Annotated in this window: 13 protein-coding genes; 2 read left to right on the forward strand and 11 right to left on the reverse strand. The window is 57.9% G+C overall.

The window, feature by feature from the left end:
* Window positions 1-26: 26 nt before the first annotated feature.
* The 11 genes from AHA_RS12555 to AHA_RS12605 all read right to left on the reverse strand — a co-directional run bounded on the left by AHA_RS12555 (window position 27) and on the right by AHA_RS12605 (window position 13,474).
* Complete coding sequence (locus AHA_RS12555; protein WP_011706316.1) at window positions 27-1,331, reverse strand: inosine/guanosine kinase; 1,305 nt, start codon at window positions 1,329-1,331, stop codon at window positions 27-29.
* A gap of 179 nt (window positions 1,332-1,510) precedes the next feature.
* Window positions 1,511-1,903, reverse strand: a complete 393-nt coding sequence (locus AHA_RS12560; protein WP_011706317.1) for an MAPEG family protein — start codon at window positions 1,901-1,903, stop codon at window positions 1,511-1,513.
* 72 nt (window positions 1,904-1,975) lie between these two features.
* A complete protein-coding gene (gene hemH / locus AHA_RS12565; protein ID WP_164927663.1) occupies window positions 1,976-2,950 on the reverse strand; it encodes a ferrochelatase in 975 nt (324 codons plus the stop codon).
* Window positions 2,951-3,064: 114 nt separating this feature from the next.
* Entirely contained in the window at window positions 3,065-3,709 is a 645-nt protein-coding gene (gene adk, locus AHA_RS12570) for an adenylate kinase (protein ID WP_011706319.1), read from the reverse strand.
* A 254-nt stretch (window positions 3,710-3,963) separates the two neighbouring features.
* On the reverse strand, window positions 3,964-5,889 hold the full coding sequence (htpG, locus tag AHA_RS12575) for a molecular chaperone HtpG (protein WP_011706320.1): 1,926 nt from the start codon (window positions 5,887-5,889) through the stop codon (window positions 3,964-3,966).
* A 233-nt stretch (window positions 5,890-6,122) separates the two neighbouring features.
* A complete protein-coding gene (gene recR, locus AHA_RS12580; RefSeq protein WP_010633741.1) occupies window positions 6,123-6,725 on the reverse strand; it encodes a recombination mediator RecR in 603 nt (200 codons plus the stop codon).
* A 125-nt stretch (window positions 6,726-6,850) separates the two neighbouring features.
* Window positions 6,851-7,708 (reverse strand): formate dehydrogenase accessory sulfurtransferase FdhD, encoded by an 858-nt coding sequence (gene fdhD, locus AHA_RS12585; protein WP_011706321.1) that lies wholly within the window; start codon window positions 7,706-7,708, stop codon window positions 6,851-6,853.
* An 11-nt stretch (window positions 7,709-7,719) separates the two neighbouring features.
* The gene (locus AHA_RS12590) at window positions 7,720-9,849 is read right to left on the reverse strand and encodes a sigma 54-interacting transcriptional regulator (protein ID WP_011706322.1); all 2,130 of its coding nucleotides are present in this window, start codon (window positions 9,847-9,849) and stop codon (window positions 7,720-7,722) included.
* Window positions 9,850-10,203: 354 nt separating this feature from the next.
* Window positions 10,204-10,602 (reverse strand): hypothetical protein, encoded by a 399-nt coding sequence (locus AHA_RS12595; protein ID WP_005301849.1) that lies wholly within the window; start codon window positions 10,600-10,602, stop codon window positions 10,204-10,206.
* Between the two features lie 81 nt (window positions 10,603-10,683).
* A complete protein-coding gene (locus AHA_RS12600; RefSeq protein ID WP_011706323.1) occupies window positions 10,684-12,828 on the reverse strand; it encodes a formate dehydrogenase H subunit alpha, selenocysteine-containing in 2,145 nt (714 codons plus the stop codon).
* A gap of 46 nt (window positions 12,829-12,874) precedes the next feature.
* Window positions 12,875-13,474, reverse strand: a complete 600-nt coding sequence (locus AHA_RS12605) for a 4Fe-4S dicluster domain-containing protein (RefSeq protein ID WP_011706324.1) — start codon at window positions 13,472-13,474, stop codon at window positions 12,875-12,877.
* A 764-nt stretch (window positions 13,475-14,238) separates the two neighbouring features.
* Between AHA_RS12605 and AHA_RS12610 the strand changes: the two genes are divergently transcribed.
* On the forward strand, window positions 14,239-15,987 hold the full coding sequence (locus AHA_RS12610) for a DUF6119 family protein (protein ID WP_011706325.1): 1,749 nt from the start codon (window positions 14,239-14,241) through the stop codon (window positions 15,985-15,987).
* A 472-nt stretch (window positions 15,988-16,459) separates the two neighbouring features.
* Entirely contained in the window at window positions 16,460-18,328 is a 1,869-nt protein-coding gene (gene kup / locus AHA_RS12615) for a low affinity potassium transporter Kup (RefSeq protein ID WP_011706326.1), read from the forward strand.
* Window positions 18,329-18,806 lie beyond the last annotated feature (478 nt).

Genomic DNA, 18,806 nt, shown 5'->3' on the forward strand with positions numbered 1-18,806 from the left:
GAGGCGTTTCAGCGCAAGGGGCGGGATCAACGCTCCCAGTACACCTCTTCCAGGCTGTCTTCCTTCTCCGGCAGACCGCGCGACAGGCGCGGGCTGCTCTGGGCCAGCACCTCGTAGCTCACCCGGTTGGCGTACTTGCACACCTGGGAGAGCGAGGAGTAGGTGAGGAACTCGGCCACGTGCTTGGCGGAGTTGGGCACGGCGCTGCGGTGATAGGCGTTGGCCACCATGTCGTGCAGCACGGCAGAGAGTGCCCCGTCCCCTGCCCCGTTGGTGTTCTTGATCTTCTCCGGCCCGCCCATGTAGGGAGAGATGTGGGAGTAGATGCGCTTGGGCACGCGGCAACCGCTGCGGGTCATGGGGCGGCTGAACTCGTACATGTTGAACTCGGGAATGACACCGGGCAGCAGCGGCAGCGTGGTTTCGCGCTTGAAGTCCTCTTCGGTGTAGGCAGCCATGTAGAGCCCCACCGGCCCTGCGGTGCAGAGCACCATGTCGGCCCAGTCCAGCGCCTTGTCGGCGGCAGCCAGCGGATCGGAGAAGCCGGTCAGGGCCTCGCCCTCTTCCTCGTTCATGGCGAGCACGGTGACGTTCTCGCTGATGAAATCGCGCCACCACTGGGGGTCGGACTCGATGACGAAGCGGGTACCCAGGGTCAGCACCACCGGCACACCGGCCTCGCGGGCATAGCGCACCGCGGTCATGGCCGCGTCCTTCATCGGGGTGCCATCTTCACCGCGCACCAGGTAGGCGGTGATGACCAGGGCGGAAGACTCCTTGATGATGGTCTCGGGGATGTGGGCCACATCCAGATGGTCCATCTTGCCGGCGTTGATGCCGAAGCTGCGCTCGCCCCCTTCGGTGATGAAGGTGAAGCAGCGGCCGACCGGGCCGTCTACCGGCTGCAGGTAGTCGAGGTTGACCCGTGACGAGGTGTTGCACAGGTAACGGTAGGCGTAGCTGCCGATGCGGATGTCCTGGCTCATGACGCCGAGCAGGATGGAGTGGGAGTCCGCCAGCACCGAGTAGTTGTGCATGGTGTTGCCGATGGTGCCGCCGGCAAATTCGCTCACCACCATGTTGTTGCTCTTGAGCTCGTCGTAGATCTGCTCGGCCACGTCATCGGAGATGAGCATGGAGTGGCCTCGGCTCAGGCCGTAACGCTCGAGAAATGCCAGATCAACGTGCGCCTCGATGTCAACCAGCGTCTGGTCAATCCCGACCACATAGGCCTTGCCCCGCTCCGCAAGCACCGCGCTCTGGGAGATGAGGGGATCACGACGATCCACAGGAAAGTAGTGTTTGGACTTGCGCTGACCGGGAAATTTCATGGCAATGTTCTTGTGCTCTGGGGGAAAGAGGGGCGGGATTTTAACACAATCCGCCGCGCCGAAAAGTCGCCTGATTAAAATATGAAGTCAGTATAGACACGGGCTGCAGAGGAAAACGTTTACCAAAACCCATCAAAAAAACCACCTCGCAAGGAGGTGGTTTTTGCCGCGAACAAGACTCAGCCGGCGGCGAGCCCCTGTGCCAGTGCCAGCACCGAGAAGAGCCCCAGCGCCAGCCAGAACAGCAGGGTGCCGACCAGCCTCGGCAGGTTGGGTGCCTTGGGGATCTGAATGCCGATGGCATGCAGGATGCGCCCCACCAGCAGCGCCAGGCCACCGGCATGGAGCCAGAATGCCCCGACGCCCGCCAGCTCGCACAGCGCCATCAGCAGCAGGGTGAGCGGCACATACTCGGCAAAGTTGCCGTGGGCCCGGATGGCGGCGCGCATCTCCGGCGCCTCCCCTTCCCCTATCATCACCTTGAACTGGGCCCGGCGCTTGACCACCCAGAAGGAGAGCAAGAGGAACAGCAGCCCCAAGAGGCCGGCGTAAATCAGGGTGATATGCATCATGGTGAAACTCCTTCTCCTTGGACAATCAACGATCAGAGCCCCGCACCAATGGGTGATGCGGGCAATGCCCCGTCAGGCCAGCTCGCGGCAGATCAGCGACACCATCATGCGGATGTGGGCCTGATCGCTGTTGAGGGCCGGAATGTATTCAAACTGCTCGCCACCGGCGGCCATGAAGATCTCCCGGTTCTGCACCTGGATCTCCTCCAGGGTTTCGAGGCAGTCGGCGGCAAAGGCGGGGCAGATCACATCGAGCCGTTTGATCCCGGTGGCCGGCAGGCCGGCGATGGTCACGTCGGTGTAGGGCTTGAGCCACTCCTCCTTGCCAAAGCGGGACTGGAAGCTGGCGGTCCACTGACTGGCCTCCAGCCCGAGCACCTCGGCCAGCAGGGCGGCGGTGCGCCGGCACTGGTGACCATAGGGATCCCCTTCCCGCTCGTAGCGCTCGGGAATGCCGTGGAACGACATCAGCAGGTGCTCGCCCTGGCCGTGCTGTTCCCAGTGGCGGCGCACGCTCATGGCCAGCGCCTGAATATATTCGGGGTGAGCATGGTAATCACGAATGAGCCGCACCACCGGCAGGTTGCGCTCTTTTTTCATCGCCTTGGCCCAGCCATCGAACACCGAGGCGGTGGTGCTGACCGAATACTGGGGATAGAGCGGCAACAGGATCACCCGGTTGACTCCCTTGGCCTTGAGCGCCTGCCAGCCCTCATCCAGCGAAGGAGAGCCGTAGGTCATCGCCAGCTCCACCGGCACCTCGACCCCTTCGCGCTTGAGCTCCTGCTCCAGCGCCGCGCGCTGCTGCTTGCTTATCACCATCAGCGGCGAGCCCTGCTCGGTCCACACCTGCTGATAGAGCTTGGCCACCTTGGGGGAGCGGGTCGGCAGGATGATGAAGTGGAGCAGAGGACACCAGAGGTAGCGCGGCAGGTCGACGACCCGCTGATCGTGCAGAAACTGGCTGAGAAACGCCTTGACGGCGGCCGTGGTGGGCGCGGCTGGGGTACCCAGATTGACCAGCAAGATCCCGGTTTTCGTGGTCACGTATGCTTCCTGTCGTTCTGTTGTTATGTCTGAATGCAAGAAAGGGCCCATGCCGGGCCCTTGTCTCACTGGCACATTGCCGCTGGCCCCTTGGGGACGATGGCAATGGCGGGCTTAGCCCAGGATGGTCGCCAGCTGTTTGCTGACCAGATCCACCGGCTGGGTGCCATCAATCTTGACGTAACGGGTGTTGCCCGCTTCCGCTTCCTTGCCGTAGAAGCCGATGAGCGGTGCGGTCTGCTGATGGTACACATCCAGACGCTTGCGCACTGTGGTCTCTTCGTCGTCGGCACGGATCACCAGATCTTCACCGGTCACGTCGTCCTTGCCTTCCACTTTCGGCGGGTTGAACACCACGTGGTAGGTACGGCCGGAGCCGGAGTGAACGCGACGACCGCTCATGCGCTTGACGATCTCTTCGTCCGGCACGTCGAACTCCAGCACGAAGTCCACGGCGACACCTGCGTCCTTCATGGCTTGCGCCTGGGGAATGGTGCGCGGGAAACCGTCCAGCAGGAAGCCGTTGGCGCAATCCGGTTGGGCAATACGCTCTTTGACCAGGCCGATGATGATGTCGTCAGAGACGAGCTGACCTGCGTCCATCACGGCTTTGGCCTTGAGGCCCAGCTCGGTGCCCGCCTTGATCGCGGCACGCAGCATGTCGCCGGTGGAGATCTGCGGAATACCGTGTTTTTCCATGATGAACTGAGCCTGAGTACCCTTGCCGGCACCCGGAGCCCCCAACAGAACAATGCGCATACACGCTCCTATTGATTGGTTATTCAATTCTTGAGAAGGCAAAAAACTACACGGTTTCGCCCATTTTCACAAGCTTGCCCCGTGTGAGTGGCTTATTTTTCACCATCTTTCCGACATGGCAATACGACCATTGGCGCAGATCCGTGTACGAAAAATGAGTGAAAATGCAGCTGCGCTGCACGCAACTGGCGCCTACCCCGGACGGGGCAGGCGCCAGAAAAGAAAGAGCCCACTGCACGCAGTGGGCCCAAACATCATGCCTGGAGTAACAGACGGTTGATACGGGAGACGAAGCTCGCCGGATCATTGAGCCCGCCCTGCTCGGCCAGCTGGGCCTGTTCGTGCAAGAGGGTGACCCACTCGCCGAACAGCGCCTCGTCTTCGATGGCGCCCAACTTCTTCACCAGGGCGTGGTCGGGGTTCAGTTCCAGAATGTACTTCTGCTCCGGCACCGGCTGGCCGGCGGCGCGCATCAGCTTGATCATCTGGGTGCTCATGCCGTGGGCATCGGTGACGATGCAAGACGGTGAGTCGGTCAGACGGTGGGTGACGCGCACCTCTTTTACCGCCTCACCCAAGCTCTGCTTGACCCGCTCCACCAGACCGGCGTTGGCTTTCTCGGCCTCTTCCTGCGCCTGTTTGGAGGCTTCGTCTTCCAGATCGCCGAGATCCAGCTCGCCACGGGTGACGGAGACCAGCTGCTTGCCGTCGAACTCGGTCAGGTGGCTCATCAGCCACTCGTCGACCCGCTCCCACATCAGCAGCACTTCGACACCCTTCTTGCGGAAGATCTCGAGGTGCGGGCTGTTCTTGGCGGCAGCGTAAGAGTCGGCGGTGATGTAATAAATCTTCTGCTGGCCTTCCTTCATGCGGCCAACGTAATCCTCCAGCGACACGGTCTGGGCTTCACCCTCGCCGGCGGTGCTGGCAAAGCGCAAGAGCTTGGCGATCTCTTCGCGGTTGGCGTAATCCTCGGCCGGGCCTTCTTTGAGCACATTGCCGAACTCGCTCCAGAACTTGGCGTACTTCTCGGCATCATCCTTGGCCAGCTTGGCGAGCATGGTCAGCACGCGCTTGGAGCAGGCCTTGCGCAGGGAGACGGTCACCTTGTTGTCTTGCAGGATCTCACGGCTGACGTTGAGCGGCAGATCGTTGGAGTCCAGCACCCCTTTGACGAAGCGCAGGTAAGCCGGCATGAACTGCTCGGCGTCGTCCATGATGAAGACGCGCTGTACGTAGAGCTTCAGGCCGTGTTTCTGATCCCGGTTGTAAAGGTCGAACGGTGCGCGGGCCGGCACGTAGAGCAGGCTGGTGTACTCCTGTGCCCCTTCCACCCGGTTGTGACCCCACAAGAGCGGATCTTCGAAGTCGTGAGCGACGTGCTTGTAGAACTCCTGATACTCCTCGTCCTTGATCTCTTTCGGGTTGCGGGTCCACAGCGCAGTGGCGCGGTTGACCTGCTCCCACTCGCCCGGGGTGCCGACGATGGTCTCGCCATCTTCTTCGCCCTCTCCAACACTATCCGGGGTGCCCTCTTTGTACATCTCCACCGGCACGCTGATGTGGTCGGAATATTTGCTGACCACGGAGCGCAGACGCCAGTCGTCGAGGAACTCGTCCTCTTCGGCGCGCAGGTGCAGGATGACGTCGGTACCGCGACCGGCTTTGGTCACGTCAGCCACGGTGAAGGAGCCTTCCCCTTCCGACTCCCACTGCACGCCCTGCTCCGGAGCAGTACCGGCGGCGCGGGACACCACGGTCACCTTGTCGGCGACGATGAAGGCGGAGTAGAAGCCCACCCCGAACTGACCGATCAGCTGGGAGTCGCGGCCCTGATCACCGGAGAGGTTCTTGAAGAACTCGGCGGTGCCGGACTTGGCGATGGTGCCCAGGTGCTCGATCACCTGATCACGGGTCATACCGATCCCGTTGTCGGAGATGGTCAGGGTCCGATTTTCTTTATCAACCACCAGGCGAACGCGCAACTGGCCGTCGTTTTCGAACAAAGAGGCATCGGAAAGCGCCTTGAAGCGCAGCTTGTCCGCCGCATCGGAGGCGTTGGAAATCAGCTCGCGCAGGAACACTTCTTTGTTGGAGTAGAGGCTGTGGGCCATCAGGCTCAGCAGTTGTTTGACTTCAGTCTGAAACCCGTGGGTTTCGGCATGAACGCTTTGGGTCATCGACACTATCCTCAGGCGATTCGGGTTGAACATATTCCCGATCCAAGATGGGGCCGGCGATCGCCATTTCAAGGGGGACAAAACGTCGAGGCGTGCGAATGGCGATTTTTGCGCCAATCGAACCTGTTACCCAACAAAAAACCCGCCGAGGCGGGTTCTGGTATTGCTGCTGAGTCGCGACGCAGGGCCTGTTGAAGAACAGACGCTGACTCAGTTAAGGGGCTGACGCTGACTCAATTAAGGGGCTGACGCCCCATCAGAGAGTGGGAGAGCGTGGTGCCGTCCACCAGCTCCAGCTCGCCACCCACCGGCACACCGTGGGCAATCCGGCTCACCTTGACGCCAGCGGCGCGGGCCATGTCGGCGATGTACCAGGCGGTGGCGTCCCCTTCGATGGTGGGGTTGGTGGCCAGAATAAGCTCGCTGATCGCCTCGTCTTTCAACCGTCGCTCCAGGATCTCCAGCCCCAGCTCCTCGGGGCCAATGCCGTCCAGCGGCGAGAGGTGACCCATTAGCACGAAGTAGCGGCCGGAGAACTGGCCGGTCTGCTCGATGGCGGCCACGTCCGCCGGGCTCTCCACCACGCACAGCAGGCCGTTCTCTTCGCGCTTGGGATTGGCGCAAATCTCGCAGCGCTCATTCTCGGTGAAGGTACGGCAGTGGCTGCAGTGACCAATCTCGGTGAGGGCGCGAGAGAGCAGCTGGGCCAGCCGCAGGCCGCCGCTGCGCTCACGCTCGAGCAGGGTAAATGCCATGCGCTGGGCCGACTTGGGGCCGACACCCGGCAGCACCTGCAGGGCTTTCATCATCTCATCCAGCAGCGGGCTGAATTTCATGGGCTTGGTATCCTTTGACGCTGTGTCGGCCGCGGCGCCCTGACGGGCAAGGAGCGCGACCGAACCTATCTTGTTGGCGCAGGACTATACCCGAGCCAACCCCGAGCGCCAATGGCCTTGTGTCCTCAGCCCTCTGCCGCAGTGAGGGATGATGCCGCGCTCGCCAGCAGGATGCGCTGGCGACCGCTGTAGATCTCGGCTCGCCCCGGGCGGCAAAAGCCCACCAGGGTGAGCCCGGTCTGCTCGGCCCGCTCGACCGCGAGCTCGGTGGCTGCAGAGATGGCGAGCAAGATCTCCACCCCGGCGCTGGCGCACTTTTGCACCATCTCGAAGCTGGCGCGGCTGGTCACCAGGATGGCGCCGTCACGCCGTTGACTTCGCTGCAGGTGCCCCACCAGCTTGTCCAGCGCGATATGGCGCCCCACGTCCTCGCGAATGGCAAGGATGTTGCCCTCGCCATCCACGTGCACGGCGGCATGGGTCGCCCCCGTGCTCTGCCCCAGCAGCTGGAGCGGGCGCAGCGCGGCCAGCACCTTGTCGATATGACCCACCGCAAAGCGCTGGCTGTCGGGCAGCCTTGGCTGGGCGCGCACCACCTGTTCCAGGCTTTCGCTGCCACAGATGCCGCACCCGGTGCGCCCGGCCAGGGTACGCCGCTTCTCTTTCAAGCGATGAACGCAGCGATTGGCCAGGGTGATGTGCAGCTCGATGCCGCCGCAGGCGCTCTGCTGCTCGATGTCGTGGATATCGAGCAGGCTGTCGATGATCCCCTCGGAGAGCGAGAAGCCAATGGCGAAATCCTCCAGATCGGCGGCCGAGCACATCATCACGCTGTGGGCGATGCCGTTGTAGACCAGCGCCACCGGGGTTTCGCAGGGCAACTGCATGGCGCTGTCGGTGGTGACGCCGCGCTGATGATAATGGACCACCTCGCGATGGGCGCTGAGCGCCTGCGGGGTATCGGGGTCGAGTTCAAGCAACATCTGGGGGCCCCTTAGTTGAGGGTGCGGGGATCTTTGGCCGAGATCCCGAGCCGTTTCATTTTCGACAGCAAGGTGGTGCGCTTCATGCCCAGGCGCTGAGCCGCGCCCCGCTCGCCGGCAACGATGCCGTTGCACGCCTTCAGCGCCCGGATGATGCTGACGCGCTCATCCTCTCCCTGTGCCTCGTCACCCTGCGGCAAGGCGGGCAGCGGCTCGCGAAACAGCTCCCGGGCCGGCTCGTCATAGACCAGGGTCTCTATCTTGTGAAAGCCCTTGAGGGGCAGCAGCTCGTCCGGCGAGAGGTTGAGCACGTGGCCGCGGGTCATCACCACCGCCCGCTCGATGATGTTCTCGAGCTCGCGGATGTTGCCGTACCAGGGGAGCGACACCAGCATCTTCATGGCGTCGGCCGGGATGGAGGTGATGGTGCGGCGCATCCGCTTGGCGATCTTCTTGATGAAGAAGTTGACCAAGAGCGGAATATCCTCGCGCCGCTCGCGCAGGGGCGGCAGCTCGATGGGAAAGACGTTGAGGCGGTAATAGAGGTCGCTGCGAAAGCGCTTGTTCTTGACCATGGAGAGCAGATCGCAGTTGGTGGCCGCCACCAGCCGCACGTCGATGGCAATGGGGTTGCTGTTACCCACCCGCTCCAGCTCGTGCTCCTGCAAGACCCGCAACAGTTTGGGCTGCAGATCGAGCGGCATGTCCCCCACCTCGTCGAGGAACAGGGTGCCCTTGTGGGCCCGCTCGAAGCGGCCGATGCGCTGGGTCAGCGCCCCGGTGAAGGCCCCCTTCTCGTGGCCGAACAGATCGCTCTCGATGAGGCCGGTGGGAATGGCGGCGCAGTTCACCTTGACCATCTCGTGATCGTGGCGGGCACTCAGGGCGTGAATGGCCTGGGCGATCAGCTCCTTGCCGGTGCCGGTCTCCCCCAGAATGAGCACGGTGCAGTCGCTCTGGGCCACCAGCTTCACCTTCTCCAGCACCTTCTCCATCACGGCGCTCTGGTAGATGATGTTGGCAAAGTCCCCCTGCGGCGCCGGTCCGTCGACCCGAAGCGTCTTCTCCCTGGCACCGGTGGTGTTGGAGATCTCCTGCTGCGCCTGCACGTTGTTCATGGCAATCGCCGTGCGCGCCGCCACTTGTTCGAGCAGCGAGATATCGAGGTCGGCGAAGAAATCCGCTTGTGGGTGGGAGAGGATCAACACCCCCAGCAGATTGCCCCGATAGCGCAGTGGCAGGATGCAGGAGCTGTCGGCGTCGGGGGGCAGGATCTGGGAGGTGAAACGGCAGCTCGACTGGCAGCCGTGGCCCTGCTCGCGATAGAGGAAGAAGGGCTCGCTGTGGCCGAGCGCCCCCTGCAGGCAGTTCTTCTCAAAACACGAGTGGTTGATGATGCCGGGCTGTTCGCGCTGCTGCTGATTGACCAGGTAGCTCTTGAAGCTGTCGGAGGTGGCGTTGTACTCGGCCAGGCACAGGCTGCTGATACCAAAGTGGTGGTGCAGGATGGTGAACAGGCTCTGGGGCAACTCGGCGATGCGCACCAGTTTGATCACCGCGTTGGTCACGTCCACCAGGATCTTGCAGCTGTCGCGCTCAAGGCGCAGGGAGTTGGCCTGCTCCAGGGTGCGCTCCTTGTCCAGCACGTTCTCCAGCGCAATGGCGACGATGGCCGCCAGCTGGGTCAGCTTAGCCAGGGTCTCCATGGGGAAGGCGTTGGCCTCGCGGCTGATGAACTCCACCCCGCCCAGATGGCTGCGGGCGGTGGTGATGGGCAACTGACAATAGGAGTGCAAACCGTCATAGACCGGGGTGCTCGCTAGCTGTTCGCAGCGGTGGCGAAAGCGGCTCGCCGGCAGCACGATGGCCTGCTCGCGGGAAAAATGGAGATCGGCCTTGCGGCAGATGAGGTGCGCCGGCCCCTGCTCCCCCAGGTAGTAGAAGACCGCCTCCTCCCCCGTCCCCAGGTTGAGGATGAGGTTGACCCGATCCACCTGGCGAAAGCAGGGCTGGATCCGGTTCAGCTTCTTGATGAAGTCATCCAGGGTGACGGCAGAGAGCAGGTTCTTGGAGAGGGAGAGAAAGCCGTCATCCCAGATGGGTGAGATGTCGGTCAACGGAATGGCACTCACATTCAGCATTCAGGCCTCGCATTACATCTAGATGGGTACCCTTGCCGGCCAATTGCAGCACGGCAACAACGGTAAACAATGCATCAGCCATCACAGTCAGATGTTATAATTAATTTTTAAAAACTTAACGCTTAATTATAAAAACTAACATGCAGCGAAATAGCATCGCGTAGATTATCGCAGGATGGCTGGCATAATAAGTTAGCCCCATCCCCATTACAACCAAGCCGGCCCTGGCACATATTACAGCTCCGTCAGCGGATATTTCTCACCACGCCCAAATATGGCGTCACTATCGCCGTCATTCGCCGCATATCGCCGCCAACTGGCCCCTCCTCTGCCCCTGTTGCCGCTGTCGCAGGCTCATGAGGAGAGCAGCCGGTAGTTGTGCAGCTTCAGCCCACCGAAGATGAAGGCGGCGGAAAAGAGCTGAAGCCCCAACAATAACCCACTGATATTGTCAGCTATTTCCACCGACACCACCCGATGAGTGAGATAGACCCCGAGCCCCAGCACGCCCGCCAGCAGGCAGTTGACCAGGGTGGTGGAGAGAAAGGCGATGAGCCAGGCCGCCTGCACGCTCAATGCCGCCAGCACGGCGCTCATGGCGATGCGCGCGGCGATAAAACAACCGAAGAAGGCAAACCCCAGCAGAAATATCAATTCGTCGTGCCATAGAAAACACCCAATCCCTAACAACATCACCAGCAAATAAGCGGAGACATAAAAGATCCCGAACGAAAGATTTAATTCATTTTTCATGATGGACACCTGCCAGCTGAAAAAAGGATGAGCGGATCCGGGCCCTGTATACAGAGCCTGGATCCACTTTATTAACGACGATTACCCTTTGGCGGCGCTGCGCAATTTCGCCTTGAGCGCGCTGTATTCAGTCTGGACGTACACTTCCGCCCCCGGCTGATCCTCGATACGCTCAATTTTCACTGCGCAGTACTTGTACTCCGGCGTGTAGGAGACAGGGTCAACGTGCTCGATGGTGAGCTCGTTGCAGGCCCCTATCCACCACTGGTAGGTCATGTAGACCACCCCGGCGTTGACCCGCTCGTTGTAGTTGGCCCGGGTGATCACCTTGCCGCGCCGCGACGAGATCCAGACCAGCGCCTGATCCTTCACCCCGAGCTTCTTGGCATCGCTCGGGTGGATCTGCACATAGCCCGGCTCATCGGCCAGGGTTTGCAGCGCCGAGCAGTTGCCGGTCATGGAGCGGCAGGAGTAGTGACCCACCTCGCGCACGGTGGAGAGCACCAGCGGGTACTCGGCACAGGGCTGCTCCAGCGGCGGCCGCCACTCGGAGGCAATCAGCTGACCCTTGCCGCTCGGGGTGGTGAACACGTTCCCCTCGAACAGGGTGCTGGTGCCCGGGTGATCCTCGGTCGGACAGGGCCACTGCACGCTCTTGAGATCGGCCATCTTGTCATAGCTGACCCCGGCGTAGAGCGGGCAGAGTCCGCGCAGCTCGTCCCAGATCTGCTCGGTGTCGCGATACTCCATGGGATACCCCATGGCGGTCGCCATCAGCGAGAAGATGGCCCAGTCCGGTTTCACGTTATCAGGGGGAGTGACCGCCTTGTAGAAGCGCTGGAAGCCGCGATCCGCCGAGCTGTAAACCCCCTCGTGCTCGCCCCAGCTGGTGGCGGGCAGGATCACATCCGCCATCTCGGCGGTCTGGGTCATGAAGATATCCTGCACGATCACCAGCTCCATCCCCGCCAGGGTACGGCGGAACTGACCGAGATCGGCCTCGGTCTGCGCCGGATCTTCCCCGAAGATGTAGAAGGCCTTGCACTTGCCCTCCTCCACCTTGTGGCCAAGCTCGGTCAGCCGATAACCCGGTTTCTGGGAGAGCGCATCCACCCCCCACGCCTTGGCAAACTTGGCGCTGATGGCAGGATCGCTCACCGACTGATAGCCCGGGAACTGGTGCGGCAGCATCCCCATGTCGCAGGTACCCTGCACGTTGTTCTGACCGCGTACCGGCCCACAGCCAGTGCCACGGCGACCGAAGTTGCCGGTCAGCAGCGCAATACCCGCGAGCCCCTTGACCACGTCCACCGCCTGACCGTACTGGGTCACCCCCATGCCCCACAGGATCATGGAAGCAGGCGATGCGGCATAGGTGCGAATGGCGGCGCGGATATCGGCGGCTTTGAGGCCGGTGATCCCCTCCACGTATTCCGGGGTGTACTTGGCCACCGTGGCCTTGAAGGTGTCAAACCCTTCGGTGTAGTTGGCGACGAACTCCTTGTTGTAGAGCCCTTCATTGATCAAGACGTTGGCGAAGGCGTTGACCAGCGCCATATTGGAACCGTTTTTGAGCGGCAGCCACTGATCGGCGATGCGGGCGGTCTCCACCATTCGGGGATCACACACAATCACCTTGGCCCCGTTTGCCTTCGCCTTGAGGATATGGCGGGCGACGATGGGGTGAGAGTCAGCAGCGTTGTAACCAAACACCAGCAGGCACTTGGTCTCTTGAATTTCGGGAATGGCGTTGCTCATGGCGCCGTTGCCTACTGTTGTCTCCAGACCGGAGACTGAGGGTGCGTGTCACACCCTCGCGCAGTGGTCGACGTTGTTCGTCCCCAGCACGGCGCGGGCAAATTTCTGCATCACATAGTTGGCTTCATTGCCGGGGCCACGGGCAGAGCCAGTGGTCATGATGGCGTCCGGGCCATATTTCGCCTTGATGGCCGAGAGGCGGCTGCTGGCGAACTCGATGGCTTCGTCCCAGGAGACGGCTTCGAGCTTGCCACCGCGCTCGCGGCGGATCATCGGGCTCTTGAGACGGGGGGTCAGCAGGTTGGTGTCGTTCAAGAAATCCCAACCGTAATAGCCCTTGAGGCAGAGCTGCCCCTCGTTGGTCCGGCCGTTGGCGCCTTCGGCCCCCACCACCTTGTCGTTTTCAACCAGCAGGTTGATCTTGCAACCGGTGCCGCAATAGGGGCACACGGTAATGACTTTTTTCATGACTCACACTCTTGTTTGTTAACGAAAAACGGCTCGGCAAGCCCGCTCACACCCGCGCTGGCATTGCCAGCAGGGCCTCGGCACTGGCCAGCTGCTTCTGCCGGTTCAGGGTGTCAAGGTGGGCCGGCGTGACCAGCCGCAGCGCCTGGGTCGGGCACACCTCGACACAGGCCGGGCCCGCCTCGCGGTGCTGGCAGAGATCGCACTTGAGCGCCTGTGCCTTGGTCTGCGGCCGCTTGAAGAGCGAATCGGCCGTGGGGGCCACCTCTTTCACCACCACCGCCATGGCGCCGTAAGGACAGGCCACCACGCAGGACTTGCAGCCGATGCAGCGCGCCTGCAGCACCTTGACGCAGCCATCCTCGCTGACGATGGCGTTGTTGGGGCAGGCCATGGCGCACGGCTTGTCTTCACACTGGCGGCAGAGCACCGGCGTGGTCACCTTGCTGCCCACGATCACCTTCAGGCGCGGCTGAAAATGGCTGTCCTTGGAGACCAGATGTCCATCCTCGATGGCAAGATGCAGGCCGCCCTCCCGCTCAAGGGTCCCAGTGCAGGACCCTGACTGGTGTGAAACGGCGCAGGCCACCTCACAGGTACGACACCCAATACAGAGACTGGGATCTGCAATCACGAAGCTGTTCATAGAGAGGGATCCTAAATGGTTCGTTACACCCGACCGCCCTCACCCACCAGGTAGGCGACAACGCGGTCTGCCCCCACAAAGCATTTATCAGACCAACACGGGCAGATGGCCCGTCATAAAATCACAAGCATATGAAAATAAAGAGATAATCTGGATGATAAAGGAGGTATTAGTCGCAACTGACGAGGGTAACGAAGGGGCCAGCCCCCTGCTCGACATGACAAAAGTGACGAGGTCGACACTGGCTGACAAGCTTCTGCCCCGCTTTATAAGCGTGGGATGTTTGGCATACAAGTAGCTAGCGGCACGAGATCATCCAGCTGTGCAAGCTTGCATTGTAATGGCAGGGAATAAAACTGCTGCTCATGGCTTAGCCCAGTTAGGTTAAAGGTACGAGAAGTACGTAAAGCCAAAGCCGACCTAAGAGCCTCTACTAACAAATTTATTGAACTGGAGCCTACTTTTAATACATCACGCTTCTGTTTTTTATCCGACCAGTTACTATAGCTCACCTGATAACCAGCTCAATTGAAAGTGGGAGTCATGATAATAAATAGTAGAGCATCACCAGTTACAGACTGGAAGCCTCATCACTGGATCGTAGATTTATCTATTACACTTATTAATATTGACTTTTCAGAAAGTTTTATATTTTCAAAAATGAACCACATTAATATTTTAATGAGAATTTTATCTCGCAGTGTTTCAATAAGGTCTTACATCTAAGAGATTTTTTAAATTAACTAACATTAGAGGGCTTTGTTTTGAGTGGTAATAAATTAGAGAGAATCACAATATATAAAGCAAAAGACTCGGTTAAAAGCTTTTCATTCATTTTTGATGTAACAACAGAATCGTTACCAAAATTTAAATATAGATATAAAGATTTTAATGTTGAGTTCATTATAAAATACAGCGAAGTTGGCGGTACTAAAAAAACTGAGGCCGACTACCCATGGATGATGATGGTTAATAGTCTAGATAGTATCTTCAATTTTAAATTCTCAACAAAAAATAAAACGCCCTCAGCTGTACTGGGTTTAAAAATATCAAACAAAACCATTGGTACTAAATTTTTCTTACTTACCTTTGGGATGCACACATCAAGATTTATAAACTTAGACTATCTAGTAAGTGACTTCGGCATAAAGGTCGCAATGAATATCTGCGACCAAAACAATTTGAAAAAAGTGAACACTACGACACACTCATCAATATCAACGCTGACTGATCGCCAAGCAAGTAAGGGGGCTAGCTTAGATATATTTGATATCAATGATGAAAAGGAATTTTTCCGCGCAATATCAGGGCTAACCTATGATGACTACCCATACATAAAATCATTTTCTGGTAAAAATTCAATTACAATAAACCTCAAAAATAGTGTTTTAGTAAGTAAAGATGATTTAATTGATATATTATTAAGCCTAGATAATGCCTACGGTTCAGATTTATACAAAAATAAATTCCCTACATATGGTAGGTTAGATTACGTTAGCGATACAGATAAGATTGAAAATCTTGACTCAATATTATTTGAGCGTTTAAAAGATAAACAGCTTTCAAATATTCATTTATCGCCTAACAGGATAGAGTCGGATGACGTTAATTACTACACATATGAAGACCCCGCCAATCATCCAGAAGCAATAAGATTTGAAACACTAGGCATACAGGAGCTATTGGACTCTCATATGCTTTTTACTAAAAAAGCCTCTATCAATACAGTAAAACATTGGCGAATTTACACCGTCTCCACCTCTGATGAAATATCAAGTTCAAGAGCTTACGACTGCTTAAACTTTGAAGTGGAATGTAATGGAACAACTTTTATTCTAAGCGCTGGAACTTGGCGAAGTGTCAATTCTGACTTTAAAGAAAACATTGAACAATACATTTCTGAAAAAATAAATGAAAACACAAATAACTACTTACCAAATGATATATCAATTTATTGTAAAGTACATGAGAATGGTGTACCGAAGGAAAGATACAGAGAAGATGTCTATAATTCATACGTTGCAAGTAACAATAAAGACATATACCTATTTGATAAATCTAAAATAACAATAGCTGGAAATAAACAATATGAGATATGTGATTTATTTCATTCAAAAAAAGAATTTATCCATGTAAAAGTATTAAAGAGTGGCACAAACTCACTAAGCCATCTTTTTCTACAAGCTAGATTTTATACTGATTCATTTATTAAAGATTCTGAAACTCGTTTATCTATGCGGGATTTCATAGTAAAAAATAGAAACCGAGAGAATGAAAATAAAGACAGCACTTTGTTTCTATCTTTAATACCTGAAAAGCGCCAAGAGCTTCATGCGTCAAGTTACTCTGTCGTACTATGTATACTGACCTTTGATGAAAGAGACAATATTGATAATCTTCCATTCATGATTAAGTATGAGTTGGTCAAAACACATAAATATTTAATAGATGAGAGAGGGGTTGAGTTATCATATGCGATTAGATTAGTTAATAAAAAATCTAATGCTAGCTAATTTTTAGCCTGTGATCATCAGTGATCATAGGCTATACGCTTTCACCAACCAAAAGACTCTATCGCTACCTCATTCCAACCTCTTTACCCACCTAACCATTAATTTATTGGTCAGCATTTTATCGTTTATTTCTTAGCCAGCTTGATGCAAAACGCTGGCAAAAATGGATAGCCAGCTAAAACAATCACTTGCCAGGGGCTGGACGGGGTATTTCAATCAGCGGCCAATTAATAATTTCGTTAACCACCCCTTTTTGATTATTTATACCTGAGCATAAACCTACGACGGGTGTGTCATTATACCCTTAACGGCAGATGAACAGACTGTGTCCCATGATGAGCCTCTTTATATCCAGTTAGCTCCCTTTCCCATCGCAATCCATTAATGCGTTCCTGCGGCACCTGCCGCACGCCCGATAGACGGGGGCGGCCCGTGCTGGCCAATCGTCACCATCAAACTGACAGACAACTTCATGAACGGTAATCACAAACAAGCCCTGTCCGGCGTTACGCTGGCGGCGATCGGCGTGGTCTATGGCGACATCGGCACCAGCCCGCTCTATACCCTGCGCGAGTGCCTCTCCGGCCAGTTCGGTTTCGGGGTGGAGCCCGCCTCCATCCTGGGCTTTCTTTCACTGATCTTCTGGCTGCTGATCCTGGTGGTCTCGGTCAAGTACCTCTCCTTCGTGATGCGGGCCGACAACGCCGGCGAAGGGGGCATCCTCACTCTGATGTCGCTGGCCACCCGCAACACCCCGGCCAAATGGACCCCCTTGCTGATCATCCTGGGGCTGATTGGCGGCAGCTTCTTCTATGGCGAGGTGGTGATCACCCCGGCCATGTCGGTGATGTCGGCCATCGAGGGCTTGAACATCGCCGCCCCCTCCCTCGACCCCTATATAGTGCCGCTCTCGGTGCTGGTGCTGACCCTACTGTTCGCCATCCAGAAACACGGCACCGCCACCGTGGGCAAGCTGTTCGCCCCCATCATGCTCACCTGGTTCATCACCCTGGCGGTGCTGGGCCTGAACAGCATCTTCCAGCACCCCGAGGTGCTGGGGGCGCTCAACCCCGTCTGGGCGCTGCGCTTCTTTGCCAAGTACCAGACCGCCTCCTTCTTTGCCCTCGGCGCCGTGGTGCTGGCCATCACCGGGGTGGAGGCGCTCTACGCCGACATGGGCCATTTTGGCAAGAGTCCGATCCGGCGCGCCTGGTTTATGGTGGTGTTGCCCTCTCTGGTGCTCAACTACTTCGGCCAGGGGGCGCTGCTGCTGGCCCATCCCGAGGCCATCACCAACCCCTTCTTCCTGCTTGCACCGAAATGGGCGCTGCTGCCGCTGCTGCTGCTGGCGACCCTGGCTACGGTGATCGCCTCGCAGGCCGTGATCTCCGGGGTCTTTTCGCTCACCCGGCAGGCGGTGCGGCTCGGTTATCTCTCACCCATCCGCATCGTGCACACCTCCGAACAGGAGTCCGGCCAGATCTATATTCCGGTCATCAACTGGATGCTCTATATCTCGGTGGTGATCGTCATCATGAGCTTCGAGCACTCCAGCAACCTGGCGGCGGCCTACGGCATCGCCGTCACCGGCACCATGGTGCTCACTTCCATCCTCTCCTGCTCGGTGGCCCGCCACAGCTGGCACTGGAACAAGTACCTGGTGGCCGCCCTGTTTGTCGCGCTGCTGGCCATCGACGTGCCGCTGTTTGCCGCCAACCTCGCCAAGATCTTCTCCGGCGGCTGGCTGCCGCTCACCCTGGGGGCGGTGATGTTCACCGTGATGACCAGCTGGAAGAGCGAGCGCTTTCAGCTTATTCGCCGCCTCAACGAGCACGGCAACTCGCTGGAGCCGATGATCGCCTCGCTGGAGAAATCCCCGCCGACCCGGGTGGCCGGCACGGCGGTCTATATGTCGCGGGTGGTCAACGTGATCCCCCACGCGCTGCTGCACAACCTCAAGCACAACAAGGTGCTGCACGAGCGGATCATCCTGCTCACCCTGCGGGTGGAAGAGGTGCCCTACGTCCACAACGTGCGCCGGGTCTGCATCGAGCAGCTCTCCCCCACCTTCTGGCGGGTGGTGGCAAGCTATGGCTGGCGCGAGACCCCCAACGTGGAGGAGATCTTCCACCGCTGCAACGCCGAGGGGCTGAGCTGCCGGATGATGGAGACCTCCTTCTTCATGGCCCACGAGTCGCTGATCATGAAGGAGCGCCCCTGGTACCTCTACCTGCGCGGCAAGCTCTTTATGCTGCTGCAGCGCAACGCCCTGCGCGCACCGGATCAGTTCGAGATCCCGCCCAACCGGGTCATCGAGCTGGGATCCCAGGTGGATATCTGATGGCGTGAGTTGCGCTAAAGAGAGAGGGAGGCATTGGCCTCCCTCTCTCATTTTGTAACTAACCCCAATTACCGGCCCCCTCATCCCCAGCCCTTCTCCCACGAGGGAAGAAGGGAGCACACCACGGCGACCATATGCTGCAAACGGTGCAATTCACTTCGTTCTTTGCACCCTACCTCCCGGCATGCTGCCGATATGTTTCCGTTCTCGTGTGTCCGATTACGCTTCGCTAATCGAACCTACGGTTTCAAGACAAACGGTCTCTATCCGAACAGACTCGCTGCCGTAGGGTGCAACAAGCGCAGCGCCGTGCACCGCGAACATATTTTGATAGCGGTGCAATTCACTGCGTTCTTTGCACCCTACTCATGCTGCGTTTTCCAAGGTGACGAACCCTCTCCTACCCTTCGTCACAAGTGACGAACGTCACGGTTCGACAGTGGGACAAGGCCTCGACGCCCGTCGGCGCGATTTTAAA

Origin of the sequence: Aeromonas hydrophila subsp. hydrophila ATCC 7966, from assembly GCF_000014805.1 — a bacterium.
Taxonomy (GTDB): domain Bacteria; phylum Pseudomonadota; class Gammaproteobacteria; order Enterobacterales; family Aeromonadaceae; genus Aeromonas; species Aeromonas hydrophila.